The 24,168-nt window shown below is 64.7% G+C and carries 24 protein-coding genes; 13 read left to right on the top strand and 11 right to left on the bottom strand.

Annotated elements, in window-relative coordinates; translation table 11 throughout:
- Positions 1-30: 30 nt before the first annotated feature.
- Positions 31-1,863: a protein kinase domain-containing protein gene (locus KUV81_RS12845; RefSeq protein ID WP_222544283.1), complete on the bottom strand. Its 1,833-nt coding sequence runs from the start codon at positions 1,861-1,863 to the stop codon at positions 31-33.
- 209 nt (positions 1,864-2,072) lie between these two features.
- Here KUV81_RS12845 and KUV81_RS12840 point away from each other — a divergent pair, with 209 nt between their 5' ends.
- On the top strand, positions 2,073-2,432 hold the full coding sequence (locus tag KUV81_RS12840; protein WP_222544282.1) for a hypothetical protein: 360 nt from the start codon (positions 2,073-2,075) through the stop codon (positions 2,430-2,432).
- Positions 2,433-2,542: 110 nt separating this feature from the next.
- Entirely contained in the window at positions 2,543-3,196 is a 654-nt protein-coding gene (locus tag KUV81_RS12835; RefSeq protein ID WP_222544695.1) for a thiopurine S-methyltransferase, read from the top strand.
- Positions 3,197-3,249: 53 nt separating this feature from the next.
- Here the strand turns inward: KUV81_RS12835 and KUV81_RS12830 are convergent, their stop codons facing one another.
- Positions 3,250-4,278 carry a porin gene (locus tag KUV81_RS12830; RefSeq protein WP_222544281.1) on the bottom strand — a complete coding sequence of 343 codons (1,029 nt, stop codon included), beginning with the start codon at positions 4,276-4,278 and terminating at the stop codon, positions 3,250-3,252.
- A 335-nt stretch (positions 4,279-4,613) separates the two neighbouring features.
- Here KUV81_RS12830 and tcdA point away from each other — a divergent pair, with 335 nt between their 5' ends.
- Together tcdA and KUV81_RS12820 are read left to right on the top strand one after the other, a co-directional pair.
- Positions 4,614-5,420 carry a tRNA cyclic N6-threonylcarbamoyladenosine(37) synthase TcdA gene (tcdA, locus tag KUV81_RS12825; RefSeq protein ID WP_222544280.1) on the top strand — a complete coding sequence of 269 codons (807 nt, stop codon included), beginning with the start codon at positions 4,614-4,616 and terminating at the stop codon, positions 5,418-5,420.
- 59 nt (positions 5,421-5,479) lie between these two features.
- Complete coding sequence (locus tag KUV81_RS12820; RefSeq protein WP_222544279.1) at positions 5,480-6,487, top strand: hypothetical protein; 1,008 nt, start codon at positions 5,480-5,482, stop codon at positions 6,485-6,487.
- Here KUV81_RS12820 and KUV81_RS12815 read toward each other — a convergent pair.
- From KUV81_RS12815 to yjjX, 4 genes are all read right to left on the bottom strand, one after another.
- A complete protein-coding gene (locus KUV81_RS12815; protein WP_261389402.1) occupies positions 6,484-6,933 on the bottom strand; it encodes a SufE family protein in 450 nt (149 codons plus the stop codon). The two genes, KUV81_RS12820 and KUV81_RS12815, sit on opposite strands and share 4 nt — an antisense overlap.
- Entirely contained in the window at positions 6,917-8,131 is a 1,215-nt protein-coding gene (locus tag KUV81_RS12810) for an aminotransferase class V-fold PLP-dependent enzyme (protein ID WP_222544278.1), read from the bottom strand. Before KUV81_RS12810 ends, KUV81_RS12815 begins: the two co-directional genes overlap by 17 nt.
- Before the next feature lie 71 nt (positions 8,132-8,202).
- A complete protein-coding gene (locus tag KUV81_RS12805; protein ID WP_222544277.1) occupies positions 8,203-9,240 on the bottom strand; it encodes an NADP(H)-dependent aldo-keto reductase in 1,038 nt (345 codons plus the stop codon).
- 59 nt (positions 9,241-9,299) lie between these two features.
- Positions 9,300-9,842 (bottom strand): inosine/xanthosine triphosphatase, encoded by a 543-nt coding sequence (yjjX, locus tag KUV81_RS12800; RefSeq protein WP_222544276.1) that lies wholly within the window; start codon positions 9,840-9,842, stop codon positions 9,300-9,302.
- Positions 9,843-9,932: 90 nt separating this feature from the next.
- On the opposite strand from yjjX, the gene KUV81_RS12795 reads away from it, so the two are divergent.
- From KUV81_RS12795 to KUV81_RS12785, 3 genes are all read left to right on the top strand, one after another.
- Positions 9,933-10,724 (top strand): sulfite exporter TauE/SafE family protein, encoded by a 792-nt coding sequence (locus tag KUV81_RS12795; RefSeq protein ID WP_222544275.1) that lies wholly within the window; start codon positions 9,933-9,935, stop codon positions 10,722-10,724.
- A gap of 267 nt (positions 10,725-10,991) precedes the next feature.
- The gene (locus KUV81_RS12790) at positions 10,992-12,269 is read left to right on the top strand and encodes an aromatic amino acid transport family protein (RefSeq protein ID WP_222544274.1); all 1,278 of its coding nucleotides are present in this window, start codon (positions 10,992-10,994) and stop codon (positions 12,267-12,269) included.
- A gap of 70 nt (positions 12,270-12,339) precedes the next feature.
- Positions 12,340-13,704, top strand: coding sequence for an L-serine ammonia-lyase (locus KUV81_RS12785; protein ID WP_222544273.1), 1,365 nt, complete (start codon positions 12,340-12,342; stop codon positions 13,702-13,704).
- Positions 13,705-13,753: 49 nt separating this feature from the next.
- Here KUV81_RS12785 and KUV81_RS12780 read toward each other — a convergent pair whose 3' ends face one another.
- The 4 genes from KUV81_RS12780 to KUV81_RS12765 form a co-directional block, all read right to left on the bottom strand.
- Complete coding sequence (locus KUV81_RS12780; protein ID WP_222544272.1) at positions 13,754-14,317, bottom strand: hypothetical protein; 564 nt, start codon at positions 14,315-14,317, stop codon at positions 13,754-13,756.
- Positions 14,318-14,404: 87 nt separating this feature from the next.
- Positions 14,405-16,825: an EAL domain-containing protein gene (locus KUV81_RS12775; protein WP_222544271.1), complete on the bottom strand. Its 2,421-nt coding sequence runs from the start codon at positions 16,823-16,825 to the stop codon at positions 14,405-14,407.
- A gap of 154 nt (positions 16,826-16,979) precedes the next feature.
- Positions 16,980-17,351 (bottom strand): DUF413 domain-containing protein, encoded by a 372-nt coding sequence (gene maoP / locus KUV81_RS12770; protein WP_222544270.1) that lies wholly within the window; start codon positions 17,349-17,351, stop codon positions 16,980-16,982.
- Between the two features lie 105 nt (positions 17,352-17,456).
- The gene (locus KUV81_RS12765) at positions 17,457-18,389 is read right to left on the bottom strand and encodes a RimK family alpha-L-glutamate ligase (protein WP_222544269.1); all 933 of its coding nucleotides are present in this window, start codon (positions 18,387-18,389) and stop codon (positions 17,457-17,459) included.
- Positions 18,390-18,545: 156 nt separating this feature from the next.
- Between KUV81_RS12765 and KUV81_RS12760 the strand changes: the two genes are divergently transcribed.
- The 5 genes from KUV81_RS12760 to KUV81_RS12740 all read left to right on the top strand — a co-directional run bounded on the left by KUV81_RS12760 (position 18,546) and on the right by KUV81_RS12740 (position 21,758).
- Complete coding sequence (locus KUV81_RS12760) at positions 18,546-19,391, top strand: LysR family transcriptional regulator (RefSeq protein WP_222544268.1); 846 nt, start codon at positions 18,546-18,548, stop codon at positions 19,389-19,391.
- Between the two features lie 48 nt (positions 19,392-19,439).
- Positions 19,440-19,790 carry a DUF3302 domain-containing protein gene (locus KUV81_RS12755; RefSeq protein ID WP_222544267.1) on the top strand — a complete coding sequence of 117 codons (351 nt, stop codon included), beginning with the start codon at positions 19,440-19,442 and terminating at the stop codon, positions 19,788-19,790.
- Positions 19,790-20,785 carry an HlyD family secretion protein gene (locus tag KUV81_RS12750; RefSeq protein ID WP_222544266.1) on the top strand — a complete coding sequence of 332 codons (996 nt, stop codon included), beginning with the start codon at positions 19,790-19,792 and terminating at the stop codon, positions 20,783-20,785. The genes KUV81_RS12755 and KUV81_RS12750 overlap by 1 nt, the downstream gene beginning before the upstream one ends.
- Positions 20,786-20,904: 119 nt before the next feature.
- Entirely contained in the window at positions 20,905-21,381 is a 477-nt protein-coding gene (locus KUV81_RS12745) for an Hsp20/alpha crystallin family protein (protein WP_222544265.1), read from the top strand.
- Positions 21,382-21,476: 95 nt separating this feature from the next.
- The gene (locus KUV81_RS12740) at positions 21,477-21,758 is read left to right on the top strand and encodes a helix-turn-helix domain-containing protein (protein ID WP_222544264.1); all 282 of its coding nucleotides are present in this window, start codon (positions 21,477-21,479) and stop codon (positions 21,756-21,758) included.
- Between the two features lie 259 nt (positions 21,759-22,017).
- On the opposite strand, the gene udp is transcribed toward KUV81_RS12740, so the two are convergent.
- Positions 22,018-22,776, bottom strand: coding sequence for a uridine phosphorylase (gene udp, locus KUV81_RS12735; RefSeq protein WP_222544263.1), 759 nt, complete (start codon positions 22,774-22,776; stop codon positions 22,018-22,020).
- Positions 22,777-22,961: 185 nt separating this feature from the next.
- Here udp and KUV81_RS12730 point away from each other — a divergent pair, with 185 nt between their 5' ends.
- A complete protein-coding gene (locus tag KUV81_RS12730; protein WP_222544262.1) occupies positions 22,962-23,732 on the top strand; it encodes a TIGR04219 family outer membrane beta-barrel protein in 771 nt (256 codons plus the stop codon).
- Positions 23,733-24,168: the final 436 nt, after the last annotated feature.

The raw sequence follows: 24,168 nt of genomic DNA, 5'->3' as shown, positions 1-24,168 counted from the left end.
GGTAAGACGGGGCCTTCGGGCCCCGTTTTTCTATGATGCGGTCTGGGCCCGGCGGGGATCCTTGGGGTAGTAGTGGGCCGGCTGGCTGGCCTGGTGTTCGAAGTGGCGGGTGTTCTTGTAAGGCAGCTTCATAAAGCCGGCGATCCCCAGGTCCTCGATGGCCCCCAGCTGGGCCAGGATCCGGTCCAGGCAGGCGCGAAACTCGTCCGCCTTGCGGGGATTGAGCAGCCGCAGGTAGGAGTGGATTTTCATGTGATCCGGCAGCACCTCGAAGATGATGCAGCCGGTGTGGTGGATGAGGTTGAGCCGACCCAGCTCCTGCATGATGGCGGGGGGCAGACGCAGGTTTTCGTCCGGATCCTGGCCGTCCTCGAAGTAGGAGTGCAGCCGGGTCTTGTCCTCCAGCTCCGGGGCCTCGCTGATCTCGAAGGGCAGGGCCAGCTGGGGCGGGGCGACGAAGCGCTGATGGGGCCCCTCCCGCTCCAGGTGCAGAGTGTCCCGGGCGTTGAAGAAGCAGGCCTTGAACACCGCCTTGCCCTGATGGTGGGCCTTGGGACGGATCCCCCGGGCCAGGCTGACCAGGTTGTTGACCGCCCGAGTAAAGGGCCCCTTGAGGGTGGGGTCCTGCAGGTTGAGACTGGAGTCGATGTCCACCCCGCCGCTGTGCCAGTGCAGCGCCAGGCCCCCCAGCAGGGGGTAGTGACCAAGTTGACCCACCGCCGCCACAAACCCCTTCTCACTGTCCCCCATGCCCACCATAAAGTCGCGGTAGTAGTGGGCCAGCTGCAGATCCGCCTCCCGCTCCGGCGGCAGGGGATCCAGCTGGTGGGCCCGCAGGAAGGATTTGCGGGAGGAGTAGGCCACGGTGTCTACCTCCTTGCCCTGGCTGTGGGTCCAGACCGGCAGCAGGGGCAGGCGACGGGGTTCGGGCAAAGGCAGCAGCAGCCAGTGGCGGCTGGCGGGCAGGGTGGCGAGGAAGTGATCCCCCCCCTGGCGTCGGGTGTCGGGATCGGTGCTCAGCATGGCGTCGAGGATCTCCGCCAGGGGGCGGGGCAGCCCCAGGCTGGCGGCGGGCAGCACCTTGCTGCCGAAACGGCTCACCTGGCCCGAAGCCAAAGCGTAGAGGGTGGCGGCGGTGCCCTGCTCGTCGAAGCGCGGGGTGCTGGGGGCGCCACCGAGCTGCTCCGGACCGATAAAGAACACGTCCCCCATGCGGGCGTTGGAGTCCCGGTCCCCCTCCACCAGTCCCAGGGCGCTGCCCAGGGGCTGATCCGCGGTGTCCCGCTGGGCCAGCACCGCCGAGCCCCAGTCCACCAGTGACAGGTGCTTGCGCGTGGGGTCGAACACCAGGTTGGAGGGTTTGATGTCGCCGTGCACCACCGGCCGGGGCAGGGTGCGCAGGTAGCCCAGGATCTCCGCCAGCTGGGCGGCGATGGGCACCAGGTAGGTGACCGGCAACGCGCCGCAGCGCTGGGCAAAGTGGGCCAGGTCCACCCCGGGGGCGCGCTCCATCTGCAGGATTGGCTGGCCGGAGGCCTTAACGTAGCGCACCAGGGCGGGGATGTGGGGGTGTGCCAGGGGGGCGAGGATCTCCGCCTCCTCCGCCAGTCGAGCCTGGAGGGCCGCGGAGAGGGTGCGGCGGGAGAACTTGAACACGTGCTCGGTGTTGCCCAGGCGGCCGGCAAAAACGAAGCCGAACACCCCGTTGCCGATGTAGTGCACCTGCTGGTACCCCAGGCGGCGCAACTGCTGCTGACAGAGGGAAACCCATTGCCGATGCTTGCGCGCGTCCTCCTGTTTGAGCAGGTAGACCGATTGCTCCTCGGAGATGTAGAACTGCTGTAGTGGCTTGGCGCTGCCCACCGGTGTCCCTCCCTGTCTGGGGGTTCAGCATACCCACCCCGAGCCCCCCGGCGCAATCGCCATGCCGGCCGGAACCCGCTCTGAACGAGGAGTGACCTTACGCGGCGGAAACGTGACCAGATTCACGAGTGTTTGATCCCAATCAAGAGCGGGCGCACGCTTTGTGCGACTATTTGCTTATGGGTAATGAACTAGGGTAGGGCACCGATATGACGGATCCCATTCTCTCGGTAGACACCGCGACGCTGGCGGACTTGCTGGCCTATCCCCGCCGTAAAATGCGGGACAACATGGACGTGCGTTTCTGTCCTCATGCCGTCTTCTACAACCCGGTGGATGACCGCTGCATCTACTGTCACCAGGACATGGAGTGCAAGTGGCTGAACCACAACGACGAGATGGTGGCCATTGAGCGCAAAGAGCCGGAAGACATCCGCCGCGAGCTGGTCAAGGCGCTGGATTACGTCGAAGCCCAGCTGACCGCCGCCCACCTCAATCGCCGTGCCTGCACCTGCGACAACTGCGTCTGGCTGGAGAAGGTGCGCCGGGTGCTGGGGATCAGCCGCTAACACCGCACCACGCCTTACCCATTTCATTCGGGGGCCTCAGGGCCCCTTTTGCTTGCCCGTCCCTCAGCCAGTATCCTGTGGCCCAACTTTTTCTTCAGCGAGACAGCGACATGGAAGCGGCCTTCTGGCATGACAAGTGGGAGCGGGGCCTGACCGGTTTCCACCTGGACCACATCAACCCCTACCTGGCCCAGCACTGGCCGGCACTGGGCCTCGACCGGGAGCCGGTGTTCGTGCCCCTGTGCGGCAAGTCTTTGGATCTCGCCTACCTGGCCGGCGAGGGTCACTCGGTGCTGGGGGCCGAGCTCAACACCCTGGCAGTGGAGTCACTTTTCGCCGCCTTAGGATCGGTGCCCACGCCGCAAAACGAAGGGGCCCATCGGCGCTACACCCTGGATGAGCTGTCGGTACTGCAGGGGGATTTTTTCCAGCTCAAACCGGCCCAGACCGCCCACTGCCGGGCCTTCTACGACCGCGCTGCGCTTATCGCCCTGCCCGAGCCGATGCGCCAGGCCTACGTCGAGCAGCTGGCCGCCCTGGTGCCGTCCGGCGCCGTGGGGCTGCTGGTGACCCTGGATTACCCCCAGCAGGCGATGTCCGGTCCGCCCTTCGCGGTGGCGGCCGAGGAGGTCAGCCGTTTGCTGACCCCCCACTTCGAACTCACCCCCCTGGCTCAGCACGAGGTGCTGGCGGACAACCCCCGCTTCGTCGCTAAGGGCGTACCCTGGCTCAACGAGGCGGTCTACAAGCTGGTGCGGCGCTGAGGCAAAAAAAAAACGGCAACCCGAGGGTTGCCGTTTTTGCGTTGACGCTGAGTTTAGAAGCGGTAGCGCATACCGACGGTAAAGGTGCTGTCGTCGATGTCGCCGGCCACGTCGTGGCTGCCGTCGTAGTAGGCGTAGTGGCCGTAGAAGTAGGCGGCCTTGGTCAAGTGGTACTCGGCACCGACGGTGTAGTTGAACACCTCAGCCCCTTCGCCACCCTGACCCAGGTCGGCGTAGGCGTTCTGGGCAAACTTACCCAGGCCGGAGTCGTCGTAGCCAAACTGCGCCTTCAGGTTCCAGGCATTCAGACGGTACTGGGCGGATACCAGGTAGCCGGTTCCATCCAGGTCGCCTTTCTCGGAGTCCTGGAACATGGCGCCCAGCTTGATGTCGCCCAGTTTGTAGGTACCGACCACACGGATCGCTTCCACACCGTTCAGGCCATCGGCGTAGGACACGGCCACGTAGTAAGGCACTTTGCCCATACCGCGGTCGCCGAAGGTCGCAGTGACGGCGTAGTTGTTGCCGTCGTAGTCTTTCGCGGCATCGGAGCTGCCGTGGAAATCGTCTTCCAGTACGTAGGTGGCACCAAACTGGAAGCCAGCGATCTTGCCGGACTTGTAGGTCACGCTGTCGCCCAGGCGGTCTTGGCCTACGAACAGACGATCCAGGTCACCGTTGAGGTTACCGAAGGCGTCTACGCTGCCTTCGGACCACTTGAACACGGTGTCGTTACGGCCGAACACGACTTCACCGAAGCCCCCGCCCAGACCGAAGTAAGTGTTACGGCTGCTGAACGGGTCAGCGCCTTTGGACTGGTCTTCACCGTTAACGCCCACTTCCGCCTTGTACACGATGTGCAGGCCGGAGGTGATGTCATGGGTACCCTTGATACCGATGTTGGTGAAGTTGTTTTCCAGACCCAGGCCGTCGTTCATGCCCGGGTTGGTGGTGAACCCCTTATCGGAGTGGGTGACGGCCATGTTCAAATCGCCGTAGAAAGTGGGGCCATCGGCCAGGGCTTGGGTGGAGACACCGGCCAGGAGGGAGGCGACGGCGACGGAGAGCAGGCGTTGCTTCATTACTTCTTATCCTCTTTGGTACTTCTTGCCACCGGCCCACGAGGCCAGGGCAGCTCAAAAATCCTTTTGTAAGCGAAATGTTAAGTCGCTTGCGCCAGAAATCGTGAAGTTGGCCGGAGTTTGTCATGGGGCCCGAGAGAAGTAACTCAGAAAGGGGTAGGAATTTGATCCTGCTCACTTTTATATGAAATAAAAATGTAATGAATCCGATTCGGGATCGTGGCAAGGGTTTCCCCTCTTGTAACATCCCTGGCCGCCGAATAGGGTGGGGGATTGGCCTGCTCGGGCCAGCTGCTATAATCGCGGCCCCAAATTAACCGGAGCCCCGTCCCGCAATGAACGACGCCTACCAGCAACGCTTTGGCGGCATCGGCCGTCTCTATGGCCTGCCGGCCCTGACCACTTTCTCCCAGGCCCACGTCTGCGTGGTGGGGATCGGGGGCGTCGGCACCTGGGCGGCGGAGGCCCTGGCCCGTTCCGGCATCGGTCAGATCACCCTGATCGACCTCGACGACATCTGCACCACCAACACCAACCGTCAGATCCACGCCCTCAGTGGCACCGTGGGGCAATCCAAGGTGGCGGTGATGGCCGAGCGGATCCGCGCCATCAACCCGGACTGCCAGGTCAACGAGGTGGAGGAGTTTGTCGATCTGGACAACCTCGACGAGGTGCTGCCGGCGGGGTTGGACTACCTGGTGGATTGCATCGACGCGGTCAAGCCCAAGGTGGCGCTCATCGCCCACTGCAAGCGGCGCAAGGTGCGCATCGTCACCGTTGGTGGCGCCGGCGGTCAGCTGGATCCCACCCGGGTGCAGGTGGCGGACCTGGCCAAAACCTACCAGGACCCCCTGGCGGCCAAGGTGCGCAACCTGCTGCGGCGGGAGTACGGCTTCAGCAAGAACCCCAAGCGTCGCTTCCAGGTGGAGTGCGTCTTCTCCGACGAGCAGCTGCGCTACCCCGGGGCGGACGGTACCGTCTGTCTGACCAAATCCGCCGCCGAGGGGCCCAAGGCGATGGACTGTGCCAGCGGTTTCGGTGCGGTGACCAACGTCACCGGCACCTTCGGCTTCGTGGCCGCCAGCCGGGTGCTGCTGAAGCTGGCCCAGCGCACCGAGCGGGAGGCCGACGCCCCCCGGTGAGTCTGCCGCGGCAATGGGTTACACTGGGGTTAACCAGAAGTTGATCAGGGTGTTATCCAATGATTGTCGAGGGGCTGCTGGCCCTGGTCCTGGCGTCGGAGATCCATCCGATGCTGGCCAGTGCGTCGTCGGAGCCGGAACCGCCACCGGCCAATGAGGCTCAGGCGGAGCCGGTGGACGAGTTGCCAGATTACCCCATGGACGAGGCGGAGCAGCGCTGGTACGACAAGGCCCACAACCTGCTCTCCACCCGGGCCCAGGGCAGCGCCCTGTGGTTCGACGACTTCTTCGGTCCCAGCGACGAGGCGGACCAGGCCTCCAGCCATTTCCGCCTGCGCCTGCAGCAGCGCCTGTTCGAGCGCGATCCCAACGAGTTCAAGGTGCGGGTGTCCGCCTCCTACTACCTGCCCCGCACCGAGCAGCGGCTCAAGCTGCTGCTGGAGTCCGACGCCGACAGCGAGCTGACGGAGATCCGCGATGAGCAGTCCGAGGACGGCGGGGGCGGCACCCGGGCGGCGCTGCGCTGGACCCCGCTGGATTACCGGGTGTGGGATCTGTCGTTCGATCTGGGGGTGAAACTCAGCTCCGGGCTGGACCCCTTTGCCCGTACCCGGGCCCGTTACTACCACAGCCTCGACGAGCGCACGGTGGTCAAACTCTCCCAGGAGCTGAAGATCGAGGCCCAGGACGGCTGGAGCGAAACCACCCGGGCCACCCTGGAGCGGATCCACAGCGACACCGGGTACCGGTTGCACGGCCGGGCGACCTACGGGGAGGAGACCGAGGGGATGGAGTGGACCACCACCCTGGTGCGGGCCGAGCGCCTCACCGCCCGCTCCGCCCTGGCCACCTTCCTCTCCTTCTCCGGTAAGACCCACGACGAGGAGGAGCAGAGCGAGATCATCCGCCTGGGGGCCAACTACCGGCGCAACTTCCTGCGCAAATGGCTGTTCTACGAGGTGGAGCCCCAGATGACCTGGCCGCGAAAATACGACTACGTTACCAACCTGGAGCTGCGACTGACCCTGGAGGTGCAGTTCGGTGAGCGCCGGAGGCGCAAGAGTTAGGGGGCGTCGGCCAGGGCGCGGATCCGCTGCACCACGGCATTGAGGCCGCTGGCCCGGGAGGGGCTGAGGTGATCCGCCAGGCCCAGCTCGGAGAACCAGGCGTCCAGATCGACCCCGGCCAGCTGGGCGCCGGTTTTGCCGTTGCAGGCGGCCAGCACCAGCACCAGCAGACCGCGAACGATGCGGGCCTCGGAATCCGCCAGGAAGTGGTGCCGCCCCTGGATCTGGCGGTGGTGCAGCCAGGTGACGCTTTCACAGCCGGCCACCGTCGCCTCGCCCTGGCGCAGGTCCGCCGCCAACGCCGGCATCCGAGTGCCCAGTTTCATCAGCAGACGGTAGCGTCCCTGCCAGTGGCCCTGGGCCTTGAGCTCCTCATCCAGGCTGGCCTGGGTGATCGTGTCCCCTAGCGGGCTGGCCAGGAAATCGGCCTCACTGGGCATCGTCATCGAGAAACTCCTTCATCTCCTGCATCGCCGCCACGAAGGCGCCGATCTCCGCCTCGGTATTGTAGGCCGCCACCGACACCCGGCAGGTGCCGCGCACCTGGAGTGCCGCCATCAGCGGCTGGCAGCAGTGGTGGCCGCAGCGCACCGCGATCCCCGCCTGATCCAGCCAGATCCCCACGTCCTGATGGTGCTCCCCGGTCAGGTTGAAGGCCAGGGCCCCGGCATTGTCCTCGAAGGCGCTGTAGAGCGTCACGCCGTCGATGGCCGAAAGGCCGGCCCGGGCCCGGGCCAGCAGGGCCGATTCGTGGGCCGCCAGGGCCTGCCGGTCCTGGGCCATCAGCCAGTCGGCGGCCGCCGCCATCCCCACCGCCTCGGCGATGGCCGGGGTGCCCGCCTCGAAGCGAAACGGCAGGCGGTTGAAGCTGCTCTGCTCGAAACTGACCTGGTCGATCATCTCGCCGCCGAACTGGTAGGGGGGCAGCGACGCCAGCAGCTCGTGACGGCCCCAGAGCACACCGATGCCGGTGGGGCCGTACATCTTGTGGCCGGAGAAGGCGTAGCAATCCGCCCCCAGGGCCTGGACGTCCACCGCCTGATGGCCCACCGCCTGGGCTCCGTCCACCACGGTCAGGGCGCCCACCGCCTTGGCCAGGGGCAGCCAGCGGGCCAGGGGCGTGCGGGCCCCCAGGGCGTTGGCGATCTCGGTCAGCACCACCACCTTGGGACGCTGGGCCAGCAGCGCCTGGTAGGCAGCCTCGTCCAGCCGGCCACTGGCGTCCAGGGGGATGGGGCAGAGTCGTGCGCCGGCCCGGGCCGCCGCCTGCTGCCAGGGCACGATGCTGGCGTGGTGGGCCCAGGTGTCGATGAGCACGGTATCCCCGGGCCCCAGCACCTGGCCTCCTAAACTGCTGGCCAGCAGGTTCATCGCCTCAGTGGTGCCCCGGGTGAAGATCACCGAGTCGCGCTGGGGGGCATTGATAAAGCGGGCCAGGGTGTCCCGGGCCCCCTCGAAGGCTCGGGTGGCGCGGGCGGAGAGCCGGTGGGCACCGCGGTGCACATTGGCGTTGTCCGAGGTGTAGAACTGCGCCATGGCGTCCAGCACCGCCTTGGGCTTTTGGGTGGTGGCGGCGTTGTCCAGGTAGATGAGATCCGGCCGCTGCAGGGCGGGAAACTGGCGGCGCAAGTGCTCCGGGCTCATGGGGCGTGGGCTGTCCTTCGTTTAATGGGGCGCTGAGCATGCGCCAAGCGCCCCGCGGTTTCAAGGCCCTGTCAGGGACAGGGGTAGCGGTGGCGCTCGCCCAGGGCCTGCAGGGCCGCCTCCAGCTCATCGCTCCAGGCCAAATCGACGCTGGCCAGGTTCTCCTCCAGCTGCGTCAGGGTGGTGGCCCCGACCAGGGTGCTGGCGGTGAAGGGGCGGCTGCGCACGAAGGCCAGCGCCAGCTGGGCCGGCGACAGACCGTGATCCCGGGCCAGGGTGAGGAAGTCGTCGATGGCGGCCTCGGCGGCGGGGCCGCTGTAGCGCTTGAACCGTTCGAACAGGCTCAGGCGGGTCCCCGGGGGACGGGCGCCCCCGGCGTACTTGCCGGAGAGGGTGCCAAAGGCCAGGGGGGAGTAGGCCAGCAGCTCCACCCCTTGGCGGTGGGCGATCTCCGCCAGCCCCACCTCGAAGCTGCGGTTGAGCAGGCTGTAGGGGTTCTGGATGGCGACGATGCGGGGCAGGTCGTGCTTGTCCGCCAGGTGCAGGTACTGCATTACCCCCCAGGGGGTCTCGTTGGAGACGCCGATGTGGCGCACCTTGCCCGCCTGGACCAGCTCCGCCAGGGCGCTCAGGGTTTCCAGGATGGGGGTGCGACTCTCCGCCTCGTCGGGCTGGTAGGCCAGGTTGCCAAAGAAGTTGGTGTGCCGGTGGGGCCAGTGCACCTGATAGAGGTCGATGCAGTCGATGCCCAGCCGGGTCAGGGAGGCGTCACAGGCGGCCTGGATGTTGCGCCGATCCAACGCCATCTGGGGGCGCAGGTAGTCGCAGGGGCCGCCGGGAGCGGCGACCTTGGTGGCGATCACCCACTGGTGGCGGTTGCCCCGCTGCTTGAGGTAGTGGCCGATGATCGATTCGGTGTCCCCCTGGGTCTCCGGGCGCGGGGGCACCGGGTACATCTCGGCGGCATCGAGCAGGTTGACCCCGGCGGCGCGGGCCCGATCCATCTGGTCGAACGCCTCCTGGGCGCTGTTCTGTTCACCAAAGGTCATGGTGCCCAGGCCCAGCTCACTGATCTCAAGCTGGCTGTGGGGTAACGGACGGTACTTCATGGTGACTCTCCCTGGTTGCACTACCCGCACCCTAGCACAAAGTGAGCCCTTTCCGAGGGTTAGCCGCTTGGGTAGAGGTGGGGGAAGAGGTAGGGGGCCAGCAGCAGGGTGAGGGTGTCCCGGTAGAAGCCGGCGCGATCCAGCAGGCCGCCGGTGAGCACCCCGATGGCGCCTCCGCGTTGCTTGATGTTGTGCTGGTTGAACAGGGCGTCCATCACCGGGCCCAGCTCGCCCCCGGCCTCCAGCGCCGTTGCCACCTGGGGCGGCAGGGGCAGGGCGCCGCTGCGGCCCACCTGGGTGCGCTCGCCATGGCAGACGGCCACGTAGGCGAAGGTCACCGGCACCCCCTCCAGGCGATCGTAGCCCCCCTCGAAGGCGACGTGAAAATCCGCCTGGGGATCGGCCCGCTTGAGGGCGGCCAGGCGGTTCAGCGCCCCCTGCCGGGTTTCCGCCTCGCTCATCGGCTGCTCCGCCACCCCGGAGGGAACGGCGTGGGGCCGGCTGGTCCAGCGGTGGGCGGGGAAGGCGCGGCCGAGGGCGTCTTCGGCGGCGCGGATCTTGACGGGGTTGTGTGAGGCCACCGCCACGGTGGAAGCGGACATCTGGGCTCCGGGATTGTCACATCAGGCTGTTATTTTGCCACGTCCATTGCGACAATGTCGGCCAATGTCCAGCCAGGTTTGCCCGTAGCTATGTTGTTGACCCTCATCGTTTATCTGTGCCTTGGTGCCCTGGCCGGGGTGCTGTCCGGGTTGTTCGGGATCGGCGGTGGCCTGGTGATCGTGCCGGTGCTGCTGACGGTGCTGCCCTGGATGGGGGTGGAGCCGGACGTGCTGATCCACCTGGCCATCGGCACTTCCTTGGCCACCATTGTCGTGACCTCCAGCAGCAGCATCCGCGCCCACCACAAGCGGGGCAACGTCGATTGGGCCATCGTCAAACGCTTTGTGCCCTGGGTGGTGCTCGGCTCCTTTATGGGGGGCTCGGTGGCGGCCATGCTGCCCGGCGCCTTGCTGGAGCGGCTGTTCGCCATCTTCCTGCTGCTGGTGGCCACCCAGATGTGGTTCAGTCTCAAGCCCAACCCGGATCGCCGCCTGCCGGCCACCCCGGGACTGGTGCTCTCCGGTGGCCTTATCGGCACCATCTCCTCCATGTTTGGCATCGGCGGCGCCACCATGAGCGTGCCCTTCCTGCGCTGGTGCAGCCTGCCCATCGCCAAGGCGGTGGGGGTGTCGGCCACCCTCTCCTTCCCCATCGCCCTGGCCGGGGTGAGCAGCTACCTGATCAACGGCTGGGGTCAGGAGCGCCTGCCGGAGTGGAGTCTGGGCTTCGTCTACCTGCCGGCGTTCTTTGGCATCGTGGTGGCCAGCACCCAGTTTGTCCGGGTGGGGGCCGCCCTGGCGGTGAAACTGCCGGGTCACGTTCTGCAACGGGCGTTCGCCGCCTTCCTCGCCCTCCTGGGCCTGCGTCTGCTGATGTTGTAGAAAAGTTGGCGCGGAGTAATTGCCTGGTTAAATCCGCATTGGCCAGTCGGGTCGGCTGGCCAGTGAGCAAGATCACAGTGAAAAACACTGGCCGTGATGCAAATCACGGTAAATTGGTATTACCAATCCCTGAATGAGCTTCAGTTTGGATCGGATTTGCGATCCGGATCACCCGAGTCGTGCGGCGAGGTGATTTGAATCACGTTTTCGTGGCGAAAAATCCCTATTCTTGCCCCCGCTAACTCGAACACTCATAGGTGATTTCACATGCAGAATCCTAACACTGCAACCGCCACCCCGACTGCCGCAAAGTCCGGTTTTACCAAGCAAGATCTGACCTGGTCCCTGTCCATGTTTGGGACCGCCGTCGGCGCCGGCGTGCTCTTCCTGCCGATCCGCGCCGGCCTTGAAGGCTTCTGGCCGCTGATCATCATCGCCCTGCTGGTGGGCCCGATGACCTACCTGTCCCACCGTGCCCTGGCCCGCTTCGTGCTGTCCTCCAAGCAGAAGAACGCCGACATCACCGAAGTGGTGGAAGAGCACTTCGGCAAGGCCGCCGGCCTGCTGATCACCTTCCTGTACTTCTTCGCCATCTACCCCATCGTGTTGATCTACGGCAACGCCATCACCAACACCGTGGACAGCTTCCTGGTGAACCAGCTGGGCATGGCCTCCATGCCGCGCTGGCTGCTGTCCGGCGTCCTGGTGGCGATGATGATGAGCGTGATGATCCTGGGTCAGAAGCTGATGCTGAAGGTCACCGAGATGCTGGTGTACCCCCTGGTGTTCATCCTGTTCGCCATGTCCGTCTACCTGATCCCCGACTGGTCCATGGCGGCCCTGAGCTTCGACGCCGCGCCTTCCGCGACCGGCTTTATGGCGGCGGTCTACCTGACCATCCCCATGCTGATCTTCTCCTTCAACCACAGCCCGGCCATCTCCTCCATGGCGCTGGCCCAGCGTGAAGCCCACGGCGAAAAGGCCGTTGAGAAATCCGACGCCATCCTGCTGCGCGCCTCCGGCATGCTGCTGGGCTTCGTGATGTTCTTCGTGTTCAGCTGTGTGCTGGCCCTCTCTCCGGAGCAGCTGGCCGAAGCCAAGGCCCAGAACCTGCCGATCCTGAGCTACCTGGCCAACCAGCACGAGTCCCAGCTGATCTCCAACATCGGTCCGCTGGTGGCGTTCCTGGCCATCTTCTCCTCCTTCTTCGGTCACTATCTGGGTGCCAAAGAGGGTCTGGCGGGCATCGCCAAGAAAGCCGCTCCCAAGGCCGTCGAAGGCATGGGTGAAGCCAAGTTCAACAAAGCGCTGGTGGCCTTCTTCTTCTTCAGCGTGTGGGGCGTGGCCATCATCAACCCCTCCGTTCTGGGCATGATTGAATCCCTGGGCGCCCCCTTCATTGCCGCCATCCTGTTCCTGATGCCGATGTACGCCATCAAGAAGGTGCCGGCCATGAAGAAGTACGACGGCAAGCTGTCCAACCTGTTCGTGAGCGTCATGGGCATCGTGGCCATCAGCGCCATCGTCAAGGACCTGCTGTTCTAAGCCCAGTCCGACTCCCAGCCGGGGTCACAGCCCCGGCTTTTTTTCCCCTAGTTTCCTGAGGAATGCTCTGATGTTCAGTGTGTTTGATATCTTCAAAATCGGCGTTGGCCCCTCCAGCTCCCATACCGTAGGCCCCATGAAAGCGGCCAAGCAGTTCATCGATGATCTGCGCGCCAAGGAGCAACTGCGCGAGGTGACCCGCATCGGTGTCGATATCTACGGCTCCCTCTCCCTGACCGGTAAGGGCCACCACACCGACATCGCCATCATCATGGGTCTGGGGGGGAACTGCCCGGAGACCGTCGACATCGACGCCATCCCGGAGTTCATCAGCCGGGTGGAGCAGACCGAGCGCCTGCCGGTGGGGCTGCACTGCCACACCGTCGACTTTCCCCGTGACGCGGTGATCTTCCACGAGGAGACCCTGCCGCTGCACGAGAACGGCATGCGCCTGACCGCCTACGCCGGTGACACCGAGCTGTACAGCAAGACCTACTACTCCATCGGCGGTGGCGCCATCGTCGAGGAGGAGCAGTTCGGCAAACCGGACGCCAACCTCAAGCCGCTGCCCTTTGCCTACACCGATGCGGAGAGCCTGCTGGCCCTGTGCAAGGAGACCGGCATGAGCATCAGCGCGCTGATGATGGAGAACGAGAAGGCCTACCACAGCGAGTCGGAGATCTACGAAGGCTTCGGTCACGTGTGGAACGTGATGCGGGAGTGCATCGAGCGCGGCTGCGCCACCGAGGGGCTGCTGGCCGGTCCCCTGCGGGTGCCGCGCCGGGCCGCCTCCTTGCACCGTCAGCTGATCGCCAACGAGCGGACCAACAACGATCCCATGGCGATCATCGACTGGGTCAACATGTTTGCCCTGGCCGCCTCCGAGGAGAACGCCGCCGGTGGCCGGGTGGTGACCGCCCCCACCAATGGCGCCGCGGGGATCATCCCGGCAGTCCTGGCGTACTACGACAAGTTCATCGAGAAGGTGAGCGTGAAGCAGTACACCAAGTTCTATCTGGCGGCGGGGGCGGTCGGTTCCCTGTACAAGATGAACGCCTCCATCTCCGGCGCCGAAGTGGGCTGCCAGGGGGAGGTGGGCGTGGCCTGTTCCATGGCCGCCGCCGGTCTGGCGGAGCTGATGGGGGCCAGCCCCTCCCAGGTGTGCATCGCGGCGGAGATCGCCATGGAGCACCACCTGGGGCTGACCTGTGATCCGGTGGCCGGTCAGGTGCAGGTGCCCTGCATCGAGCGCAACGCCATCGCTTCGGTCAAGGCGATCAACTCCACCCGGATGGCGATGCGCCGTAACTCCGAGCCCTGCGTCTCCCTGGACAAGGTGATCGCCACCATGTACGAGACCGGCAAGGACATGCACCCCAAGTACCGGGAGACCTCCCGTGGGGGCCTGGCCATCAAGGTGCTGAACGTCTGCTGAGTCCGGACCAATGCGAATAACCCGCCGAACGGCGGGTTTTTTTATGGCCTCAGTAGCGGGTGAACACCAGCAGGGACTGGGAGGGGGTGTGCCACTCGGCCAGCTCGACGTGACGGGGCAACTGCTGGCGCAGGCGCGCCACCTGTTGCAGCCAGCCGGCCTCCTCGGCGAAGTCGTGGCCCACCAGGCAGCGCCGTTCCCGGCACACCAGGTTGTGGCTGAGCGGTTCGGCCAGCTCCCCCAGCCAGGCGGTGGCCAGCCAGCTTTGACCCCAGTCGCCCCAGCGTTCGTCCTGGTAGAAGCGGTCCCACTGCTGGCGGATCTGCTGCTCGGTGGGCACCGGCGGCGCCGGGGCCGGGGCGACGGCAACAAAGCCGGTCAGCACCCGACCGTCGTCGTCCGCCAGCCAGATCTGGCCGCCGTACTGCACCGGGCCGCGATGGCGCTGGTACTCCCGGGCCAGGCGTTCGAACTGGGGATGAGCGTCGCCAATCAGGCCCGGGCGGGAGGCAGGGGCCTTCGGCGCCAGCATCGGCGCGACAGAGGGGGCGGAAACGCCCAGGGTTGGGGTGGGACGGGGAACGCCCGCCAGTAACAGCCACAGTGCCGCCATGCACAGCACCGGGAACAAGCTCCATTTGCTCCAGGACATCGCCGACAAAGGTTAACGAATGGTAACGGAAAGTTTACCAGTACGCTGTCAGTGTGTGTGGCTTTTTCCCGCCAGAAAGTCGCTGACTCGATCTGCCGGAAGGGGGCGGCCCAGCTGATATCCCTGACCAAAATGGCAGCCCATCGCCTTGAGCTGGGTGATCTGCTCCGGTTGGTCGATCCCCTCGGCGTTGACCTTCATCCCCAGGGCCCGGGCCAGGTGCAGGATGGCGGAGATCACCGCCTCGGCACGGGGATCCTGGTTGAGGCGCTTGACGAAGCTGCGGTCCACCTTAACCACGTCCAGGGGCAGACGGTGGAGGTAGCTGAGCGAGGAGTAGCCGGTGCCGAAATCGTCCATCATCAGCTTGATCCCCAGGCGGCGCAGCTGGCCCAGCACGTGGGCAGCCTGGTCCGGCTGGTGCAGCAGTGAGCGCTCGGTGATCTCGATCAGCAGGGAGCTGGCCGCCAACCCGGAGCGCTTGAGGGATTGCATCACCACGTCCAGGCTGTCGGCCCGGTTGAACCACTCGGAGCTTAAGTTAACGCTGACCCCCACCCGGTTGAGCCGCGGGTACTTCTTCTGCCAGTGGGCGAACTGATGGCAGGCCTGGTTCAGCACCCAGCGGTCCAGCGCCAGGATCTGGTGGGTCTCCTCCATCAGCTCGATGAAGTCGGCGGGCATCAGCAGGCCCCGCTCCGGGTGCTGCCAGCGCACCAGGGCCTCGAAGCCCACCAGCTGCTCCCGCTCCAGGTTCCACACCGGCTGGTAGTGCACCACGAACTGTTCCAGCTCCAGCGCTCGCTGCAGTTCGTTTTCCAGCTTCATCCGATGCTGGGCTTCCTCGCGCATGCTGTCGTCGAACACCACCGGGGCGGCACGGTGGGCCTGCTTGGCCCGGTACATGGCGACGTCGGCGTCCCGCAGCAGCTCCACCGGTGTGCGGTAGTGGGGCAGGCCGAAGGCGATGCCGATGCTGCTGCCGCTGTAGATCTCCTCACCGTCGATGTGGAAGGGCTTGCTCAGCACCGCCTGGATCCGATCGGCGCTTTGCAGGGCGTCGTCGTCGTGGCTGAGGTGCTCCAGCAGGATGGCGAACTCGTCGCCGCCCAGGCGGGCCACGGTGTCGCTGCCCCGGACGCAGCTGCTCAGGCGGTTGGCCACCTGGGCCAGCAGGCGATCCCCGGTAAGGTGGCCCAGGGAGTCGTTGATCACCTTGAAGCGGTTCAAGTCCAGGAACAGCAGGGCGTAATGGAACTGGGGCTCCCGCTGCTTGATCGACAGCACCTGGGTCAGCCGCTGCATGATCATCGCCCGGTTGGGCAGGCTGGTAAGCTCGTCGTGCAGGGCGTCGTGGCGCAGCTGAGACTCCACCCGGCGGCGCTCCTTGATCTCGTGCTCCAGCTCCCGGGTGCGGGCCTGCACCGCCTCCTCCAGAGCCTGCTGGTTGTGGGCCAGGCGATCCGCCGCCCGGCGCCAGCCGATGACGCTGGCCACATGGTGGGCCAGGTAGCCAATCAGCTTGAGCTCCTCCTCACCGTAGCCGCTGGGGTTTTGGTAATCCTGCAGCACCAGGGCGCCAAGGGACTGGCCGTCGTGCTCCAGCGGAGCGCCGAGCCAGCACTGGGCCGGGTGACCGAACCGCTCCACCGCTCCCTGCTCGACCAGGGCTTCGATGTCCTCGCCGTCGAGCAGCAGCGGTCGGCCCTGGTTCAACAGGTATTCGGTCAGCCCCTTGCGCAGGGGGCGGTTGCGGGGAGTGTGGGCCAACAGATCCCGGGAGTAGGGAAAGTGCAGGGCCTGGCCATGCTCATCCAGCAGGGCGATAAAGAGGTTGTCGGCCACCAGCAGCTCGGCGATCAGCCGATGGAAGCCGGCGTAGAGCTCCGGCAGCGGCGCCGAGGATTGGCTCAGTTCGGTGATCCGGTAGAGCACCGAGAGCATCTTCTCCGAACGCTCGGGGCCCACCGGCAGACGGGGCCGGTTTTGCAGTTGCTGGGTCAGCCCCTGGGCGATGAAGGGCGCCAGCTGGGTCAGCCAGTCCAGATCCGCCGCCCGGTAGCGGCGTCGGTCGTAGCTTTGCAACACCAAGGCCCCCAGCACTTCGCCATCCTGCTCCAGCAGCACCCCCAGCCAGCTGTCCGGCAGGGCCCCCAGTAAGCGGATCTGGCCCCGGCTGTGCAGGGAGCTGATCTCCACCTGGTGAAGGAACATGGAGCGGCCGCGACGCAGCATCAGATCGGTCAGGCCGTGCTTGAGGCAATCGGGGGGGCTGGCCACCCGGCTGTCCTGGCACCAGAGCAGGCGCGGGCCGGTGTCGCTGGCCAGGGCAACGAAGCCGTTCTGGGCGGGCAGACGCTGGGCCAGCAGGGCAAAAAGCCGTTGGCAGAAGGTGTGGGGAGCGGAAGCCTGGGACGCCAGCTGGGCGATCTGGAATGCCGTGCGTTGGGGCAGGGTATCGTCGTCCATCTCTGACGTGTCCCCGGCGCTGTGGATTGGTTGCATCGCGCTGGTGGTGGAGGTCCTTTCCGGTAATCCAGACAGTGTGCCATCCGGTGTTGACCTTGTCACTGACTACCGGCGCGCCGCAACAAAACGCCACCGGGCGGTGGCGTGGTCTGGGTTAATCGTCGAGGACATCCTCTGGGGTGGCACTCTCCTCCGGTTCGGCCTCGTCGCCGCGGCCCTGGCTGGGTCTCGGGCTGCCGCTGATGGTGATCAGCTTCTTGCCCCGGCTGGCCAGCAAGTACTTGGCCCACAGTCGCTCCATGGGGGTGTGCCCCTCAGTGCGCCCCTGGACGAAATCCACGAAGTGCTGCTCTTCGTCGGTTTGCGGCGGACGGGTGCCGCTGGCCAGGGCCTGGAGGGCCTGGCCGTAACGCTCCAGCAGGTCGGCCTCGTTGATGGTGAAGGCCCCGCTGCGGCGAAAGCCGCGGGGGAAATGCCGGGTGTCGAAAAATTTCTGTGTGCAGCTGAAGCTGAGTACCTGGGCCATGGGGGTTCTGCCTCGTGTTCCGAATTAAGCATCACGCTGGCAAAGCTATATGAGGATCCCATGACAGGGGAGCGAAAAATTTTTGCGCCCCTCTGAAGGAATTTTTCAGTTTTCCTGAACCGCTTGTCGGTTGTCGAACAGCCCCAGGCGGATGCGGATAAAGTGGAAGATAGCCTGGGGGATGTTGATCTCCACCACCTGCTCCAGACCTTCGAACCCCGGCGAGGAGTTGGCTTCGCAGATGGTGAAGTGGTCGGTGTCGAACAGCAGATCGATCCCCGCCACGTCCAGGTCCATGGCCCGGGAGCACTGGGTGGCCAGCCACTCGATCTCCGGGGTCATCTCACAGGGCTTGAGGGAGCCGCCGTTGCTGTAGTTGGCCTTGAAGTCGCCGTCCGGGGCTGCGCGTTCGAAACAGGCCACCGCCCGGCCACCGATGGTGAACACCCGCAGGTCCCGACCGTGGGAGTTTTGGATGAACTCCTGCAGGATGATGTTGGCCTTGGGCGCGGTGGACTCGATCAACTGCATCAGATCGGCAAACTCGCTGGCGTTTTTCGACAGGAAAACGCCACTGCCCTGGCTGCCGGAGAGGGTTTTGACCACCACCGGGAAGCCCAGGGATTTCTCCACCAGCTTCACGTTGACCGGGAACTTGACCAGCATGGTGTTGGGGGTGGGCAGGTTCTGCTGGGCCAGGATCTGCTGGGTGAACAGCTTGTCCTTGACCACCTCGATGCTGTGGGAGGTGTTGACGCAGTACACCCCCAGCCGCTCCAGATGGCGAATGATCGCCAGGGCAAAATAGGTGGTGCCGGCGCCCATGCGAGGCAGCACGAAATCCGGTAAGGGGACCCGCTCGCCGTGCAGCAGAATGCTGCGATCGCCCCCCAGGGTCACCTTGAGGTCAAAATCCTCCGGAGCGTACACCTCCAGCTGGATGTTCTGCTTGGCGGCTTCCTCCATAAAGCGGTCAATTTCGTAGCGCTCGGGCTTGAGCAGATTGGCGCTGTCTTTGTAGATGATCCAGCCACGCATGGGAGGGTCTCCGAATATAAAGCTAAGTTGTTGGGTATCAGAGTCTTATAATGAACAATGACTCGCGAGAAGCCCGCAGGGGCAGAGGGCGGCTAGTATAGGGCGCAGGCCCCAGGGCCAAAGCGAAACCTTTTTGTGCTGGACTGAAGAAAAATTATGGATACCGAGCTGTTAAAAACCTTTCTGGAGGTGCACAAGGCCGGGCGGTTCAGCCGCGCGGCGGAGAACCTCTACCTGACCCAGTCGGCGGTGAGCTTTCGCATTCGCCAGCTGGAGCAGAGTCTGGGGGTGGCCCTGTTTGCCCGTCAGCGCAGCCAACTGACCCTGACCGCCGCCGGTGAGCGGCTACTGCCCCACGCCGAGGCGATCCTCAGCAACCTGGAGCGGGCCCGGCTGGAGGTGGCCCTGGGGGAGGAGCAGCACAACCAGTTGGCCATCGGGGGCACCGCCAACATCTGGGACGGAGTGTTGAGCGAAGCGCTGCAGCGGATCCACAACGCCATCCCCACCCTGGGGATACGCGGCGAGGCCCTGCCTTCGGCCCAACTCACCCGGCAACTGCTGGAACGCACCCTGGATCTGGCGGTGATGTTCGATCCCCCCAAGGCGGAGGGGCTGGCCATCGAGGCGCTGCCCTGCGTGCGCCTGCTGCCGGTCACCAGCTTTGCCGACCAGTCGATGAGCGGCTATGTCCACGTGGACTGGGGCACGGCGTTTGACATCCGCCTGGCCCGGGAGAGCGGCCCCACGCCGCGGCCCATACTGCGGGTCTCCACCAGCCACATCGCGCTGAACTTCATCCTCAACTGCGGTGGCAGCGCCTACCTGCCGGAGGATCGGGTGGCGGAGCATCTTCAGTCCGGCCAGCTGCATCGGGTGGAGGGGGAGCCCACGGTGGAGCGTCCGGTGTACTGTGCCTGGCACGAGCACAACGAAAACCAGGATGTCATCAATCAAGTCAAAGTCTTACTAAAAGAGGGCAGCGATCTGGATCTTCGCTGATCCCTGGGGCAAGCTGACCTTAGACTCACCATCGGAAGGGAGAAACCGATGTTCCTCGACTACTTCGCGCTGGGGTTGCTGGTGTTCGTGGTGCTGGTGCTGTTTTACGGCATCATCGCCATCCACGACATCCCCTATGAGATCGCCAAGCACCGCGACCACCCCCACCAGGACGCCATCCACGTGGCCGGATGGGTCAGCCTCTTCACCCTTCACGCCATCTGGCCCTTCCTCTGGATCTGGGCCACCCTCTACCGCCCGGAGCGGGGCTGGGGCTTCGTGGCGCGCCAGGAGGCGCTGGAGAAAAAGGAGAGTGACCTGGAGGCCGAAGTGGCCCGGTTGCGGGAAGAGCTGGCGGGCCTTAAGGCCCAGATGGACGAGTTCAAAGGAGCGCGCTGATGGACCTGCTGCTGATTCTGACCTACGCCGCGCTGTGCGTAGGGATCTTCAAGGTGTTCAAGATCCCCCTCAATAAGTGGACGGTGCCCACCGCCGTGCTGGGGGGCATCGTCATCGTTGGCGCCATGCTGCTGCTGATGAACTACAACCACCCCTTCACCCCCCTGGCCCGCCAGGTGTACGTGGCCACCCCCATAGTGCCCACGGTGCGGGGCATCGTCACCGAGGTGCCGGTCGCCCCCAACCAGCCGCTCAAGCAGGGGGATGTGCTGTTTCGCATCGACGACGCCCGCTACCAGGACGAGGTGGACCGCTATGCCGCCGAACTGACCGCGGCGGAAGCGGAGCGCGACCGCACCCTGGCGGCCTTTAAGCGCTATGAAGAGGGCTTCAAGCGCGGTGGCGCCTTCACCGAGCTGGAACTGGACAACCGGCGCCAGCTCTACCTGTCCGCCGAGGCCACCATGCAGAAGGTCAAGGCCCAGCTCTCCAAGGCGGAGGTGGACCTGACGGAGACCGTGGTGCGCGCCCCCACCGACGGCTACGTCACCCAGCTGGCGCTGCGCCCGGGGATGATGGCGGTGCCCCTGCCGCTGCGCCCGGTGATGGTGTTCATCAACGAGGACCGGGACCACTTTATCGGCGCCTTCAACCAGAAGTCGCTGCTGCGGCTGCGCGAGGGCTACGAGGCGGAGATCATCTTCGAGGCCCTGCCGGGCCAGGTGTTTAAGGCCGAGGTCTCCCAGGTGCTGCCCAACATCGCCGAGGGGCAGATCCAGGCCTCCGGGGCCCTGCTCAGCTCCGACCTGCTGCTGCGCCGGGGCCGCTCCTTTGTCGAGGTGCGGCTGCTGGAGGACATCAGCGACCACCGGCTGCCGGACGGCGCCCACGCTGAGATCGCCGTCTACTCCGACTCCTTCACCCACGTCTCCATCATTCGCCGGGTGCTGTTGCGGATGAAGAGCTGGCAAAACTACCTCTTCCTCGAACACTGACCCCAAGGCCCGACGAAATCGCCGGGCTTTTTGATCGGGATCAAGCTCGCCGCCGGCCCCTCCGGGGGCCCGACGTATCCTTATAGAAGGACATAGGGAAGGTCGAAACGGAGGTGCCTATGGCAAAACGCTATCCGGTTGGTTTTGGCAACGATCACCCGTTCGGACGCTTGGCGGGTCGTCTGCCCAGCCTGTTTGAGGACTTCGATCGGGACTGGCTGCCGCTGTGGGGCGAAATGCGGCCAGAACCGGGCAAGCTGACCCCGGCCATCGATCTTAAGGAGGAGAAGGATCGGCTGGTGGTGAAAGCGGACTTGCCCGGCCTGAAAGAGGATGAGATCGAGGTGATCTGCACAGGCGATCGGCTGACGTTGAAAGCCCAGCGCCAACAGGACAAGGAGGAGAAAGCGGCGGACTACCACCTGACTGAGCGGCGTTTCGGCACCTATCAGCGCACCGTGGTCCTGCCCTTTGTGATCCAGGATGCGGACGAGGTCCGGGCTCGCTACCGTCAGGGGGTGCTCACCGTAGAGATCCCCAAAACCGAAGCGGTTCGACAGCAAGAGCGGCCGGTGAAGATCCAGTTCGATCACTGACCAGGGACGCCAAGAGGGGCGCACTGCGGTGCGCCCTTTTTTTAGTGGGGTCAATTCGGTATCGTGGCCAGAACCCCCAAGGACAAGGAATGCCCATGCTCAACCCCACCTTCTGTCGCCGTGTGATGCTGCTGCTGGCCATCGAAGAGCTGGACCGTCCCTCGGTGCCGGCGCTGATGAGCCACCTCGGTTGGCCCCGTCGCACCATTCAGGACATCATCAAGGCCCTGCCGGGGTTGGGGGTTGCCGTGCACTTCGTCGAGGATGGGGTACGGCACAACGACGGCTACTACCAGGTGGACCAGTGGGGCGGCCTGGACGCCCAATGGGCCCGGGCCAACCGTGCGGCCATTGTCTCGGCCATCGAACAAGCGTGATCCGGTTAAAAGATCCGCGCCCCCCATTCCGGTTTTTCTTATCCCCCATAAGGGGCATCTATATAATCGTGGCCAGTTGCCGCCCGTCGGCGTGATCCCTTGATGTAAAAGGAAAAGCCATGAGCAAGAAAACCAGCAGAATGGACGGCGTGACCGCCGCCGTATTCGGTAGTATCAGTGTGTTTCTCTACGTGATCGTTCAGGCCTTCTGAGCGGTCAGGTAAGAAAAAGGCGCCCTCGTGGCGCCTTTTTTGCGTTTTCAGGCCAGCAGCGCCCGGGCGGCGTCCACCACCGTCTCGATGGCCAGGGTCTCGGTCTGCTTCATCAGGGCCTCGTCGGGGATCTCCTGCTGATGGCGGTTGACGATCACCCCCGCCACACAGCCGGCCTTCAGGCCCAGCGCCGCACACATGGTCAGCAAGGTGGCGGACTCCATCTCGTAGTTGAGCACCCCCAGGCCCTGCCACTCCTCCATGGAATCCTTGAAGCGCCGGATCACCCGACCGGAGAAGGTGTCGTAACGCTCCTGGCCCGGGTAGAAGGTGTCGGAGCTGGCGGTGATGCCGATGCGCAGGGTGGCGGACTTGGCCTCCGCGGCTGCCACCAGGGCCTGACTGCAGCGAAAATCCGCCACCGCCGGGTACTCGGGCGGGGCAAAGTGGCCGCTGGCGCCGTCCAGGCGCACCGAACCCGTGGTGACGATCAGGCTGCCCACCGCGATGTCCGCCTGGATGGCGCCGGTGGTGCCGATCCGCAGGAAGGTGCGGATCCCCAGTTGCGCCAGCTCCTCGACGGCGATGGAGGTGGAGGGGCCGCCGATCCCGGTGGAGCAGATCACCACCGGGGTGCCGTCCAGGTACCCCAGGTAGCTGGTGAACTCCCGGGTGCTGGCCAGGGGTTTGGGGTTGTCCATCAGCTGGGCAATGCGGGCCACCCGCTCCGGATCCCCGGGCACAATGGCCAAAGTGGCGCCTTCCAGCATGGGCTGGGTCAGGGCCAGATGAAATACCGCGCTCATAATCAATCCTTCTCGGTATGGGATGCAGTGAATCTAGTCCACTGCCGCGACGCTGAACACCCCTTTTGATCACGATCCGAGAATTTGGCGGAATGTTATTCAAGGGTGGTCATTTATTGAATTGCCTGTAACATTTGGGCGCTATGGATAGAGGGATGTCCATGACCACTCACAGGGAGAGAAGAATGAAGTACGCCGTGACCGCCGTATTGCTGGGGCTGATGGCCGCTCCGGCCCAGGCTGACTTTTTGGGGATCTACGCCGGTGCCGGCACCTTTAAGGGGGGCTCCAGCGGCACCCTGGGCCAGGACGGCATCGACGTCGAGCGTGACCTGGGGCTGTCCGACGACGACAGTGGCTTCCAGGGCTACATCGCGTTCGAGCACCCGGTGCCCCTGCTGCCCAATATCAAGGTGGCGGCGTTCAGCTACGACACCGATGGCCGTGGCGAGCTGACCCAGGAGTTCGAGTTCGGTGGCATGTTGATTCCCGCCGGCTCGCAAACCAACACGGTGCTGGATTACCAGCACACCGACATCACCCTCTATTACGAACTGTGGGACACCGGCTTCGATCTGGACCTGGGTCTGACCGCCCGCCAGTTGGACGTCACCTCCGAGGTGGCCTACAACGTCGGCATCATGGACACCAGCTCCGGCGTCGCCACCGAGCGCTTCGACGAGTGGCTGCCCATGATCTACGGCGCCGCCCGGGTCGACCTGCCGCTGACCGGCCTCTACCTGGCCGGTGAGGTGAACGGCACCGGTTACTCCGGTTCCTCCTTTATTGATTACCAGGTCAAACTGGGTTGGACCTTCAGCCTGGTGGCCCTGGAGTTGGGCCTGGAGGCGGGCTACCGTTCACTGATGCTGGATCTCGATGAGGACGATGTGGGGGATCTGACCACCGACATCGACATCGACGGCGCCTTCCTCAACGCCGTGCTCCATTTCTGAGCCCCAAGGGCAAAAATATAGGGCCTGAAACCCCGGTTTCAGGCCCTTTTCTGTGGATAACCCTGGGATAAGGTGTCAGTCTGCTGTGTCTTTATCCGGTCAGTCATTTTTTTGCATTTTATCCCTTGCCGGTTCTGAATCCCGCCCTATAATGCGCTCCCTGTCGACGGGGCACAGCGGGAAACAACGCGCTGCGCTGCCAGAGGGCCCCCAGGGGTGCTGGTTAAAATGTCGACGGTCGGATGGGAAAGTTCAAAACGGCCCTTGACGACGACGGAGGAAAGCGTAGAATGCGCCTCCTGCCTTGAGAGAGGCAACGCTCTTTAACAATTAGTCAGACAATCTGTGTGGGCACTCACGCGGGATTGAGATTTCATCATTTATCTCAATGCTAACTGAGTGACACCAAGTTAATTCAGTATTCATTGAGTAGGTC

This window comes from Ferrimonas balearica, assembly GCF_019802085.1.
GTDB lineage: Bacteria > Pseudomonadota > Gammaproteobacteria > Enterobacterales > Shewanellaceae > Ferrimonas > Ferrimonas balearica_B.
The sequence above is the reverse complement of the archived record's forward strand: the minus strand, read 5'-3'. Positions and strand labels throughout refer to the sequence as shown.

Coding starts and splice junctions, on each gene's coding strand:
- KUV81_RS12840 (WP_222544282.1), top strand. CDS start 2,073: ATGACGGATCCCATTCTCTCGGTAGACACCGCGACGCTGGCGGACTTG.
- KUV81_RS12835 (WP_222544695.1), top strand. CDS start 2,543: ATGGAAGCGGCCTTCTGGCATGACAAGTGGGAGCGGGGCCTGACCGGT.
- KUV81_RS12830 (WP_222544281.1), bottom strand. CDS start 4,278: ATGAAGCAACGCCTGCTCTCCGTCGCCGTCGCCTCCCTCCTGGCCGGT.
- tcdA (WP_222544280.1), top strand. CDS start 4,614: ATGAACGACGCCTACCAGCAACGCTTTGGCGGCATCGGCCGTCTCTAT.
- KUV81_RS12820 (WP_222544279.1), top strand. CDS start 5,480: ATGATTGTCGAGGGGCTGCTGGCCCTGGTCCTGGCGTCGGAGATCCAT.
- KUV81_RS12815 (WP_261389402.1), bottom strand. CDS start 6,933: ATGACGATGCCCAGTGAGGCCGATTTCCTGGCCAGCCCGCTAGGGGAC.
- KUV81_RS12810 (WP_222544278.1), bottom strand. CDS start 8,131: ATGAGCCCGGAGCACTTGCGCCGCCAGTTTCCCGCCCTGCAGCGGCCG.
- KUV81_RS12805 (WP_222544277.1), bottom strand. CDS start 9,240: ATGAAGTACCGTCCGTTACCCCACAGCCAGCTTGAGATCAGTGAGCTG.
- yjjX (WP_222544276.1), bottom strand. CDS start 9,842: ATGTCCGCTTCCACCGTGGCGGTGGCCTCACACAACCCCGTCAAGATC.
- KUV81_RS12795 (WP_222544275.1), top strand. CDS start 9,933: ATGTTGTTGACCCTCATCGTTTATCTGTGCCTTGGTGCCCTGGCCGGG.
- KUV81_RS12790 (WP_222544274.1), top strand. CDS start 10,992: ATGCAGAATCCTAACACTGCAACCGCCACCCCGACTGCCGCAAAGTCC.
- KUV81_RS12785 (WP_222544273.1), top strand. CDS start 12,340: ATGTTCAGTGTGTTTGATATCTTCAAAATCGGCGTTGGCCCCTCCAGC.
- KUV81_RS12780 (WP_222544272.1), bottom strand. CDS start 14,317: ATGGCGGCACTGTGGCTGTTACTGGCGGGCGTTCCCCGTCCCACCCCA.
- KUV81_RS12775 (WP_222544271.1), bottom strand. CDS start 16,825: ATGGACGACGATACCCTGCCCCAACGCACGGCATTCCAGATCGCCCAG.
- maoP (WP_222544270.1), bottom strand. CDS start 17,351: ATGGCCCAGGTACTCAGCTTCAGCTGCACACAGAAATTTTTCGACACC.
- KUV81_RS12765 (WP_222544269.1), bottom strand. CDS start 18,389: ATGCGTGGCTGGATCATCTACAAAGACAGCGCCAATCTGCTCAAGCCC.
- KUV81_RS12760 (WP_222544268.1), top strand. CDS start 18,546: ATGGATACCGAGCTGTTAAAAACCTTTCTGGAGGTGCACAAGGCCGGG.
- KUV81_RS12755 (WP_222544267.1), top strand. CDS start 19,440: ATGTTCCTCGACTACTTCGCGCTGGGGTTGCTGGTGTTCGTGGTGCTG.
- KUV81_RS12750 (WP_222544266.1), top strand. CDS start 19,790: ATGGACCTGCTGCTGATTCTGACCTACGCCGCGCTGTGCGTAGGGATC.
- KUV81_RS12745 (WP_222544265.1), top strand. CDS start 20,905: ATGGCAAAACGCTATCCGGTTGGTTTTGGCAACGATCACCCGTTCGGA.
- KUV81_RS12740 (WP_222544264.1), top strand. CDS start 21,477: ATGCTCAACCCCACCTTCTGTCGCCGTGTGATGCTGCTGCTGGCCATC.
- udp (WP_222544263.1), bottom strand. CDS start 22,776: ATGAGCGCGGTATTTCATCTGGCCCTGACCCAGCCCATGCTGGAAGGC.
- KUV81_RS12730 (WP_222544262.1), top strand. CDS start 22,962: ATGAAGTACGCCGTGACCGCCGTATTGCTGGGGCTGATGGCCGCTCCG.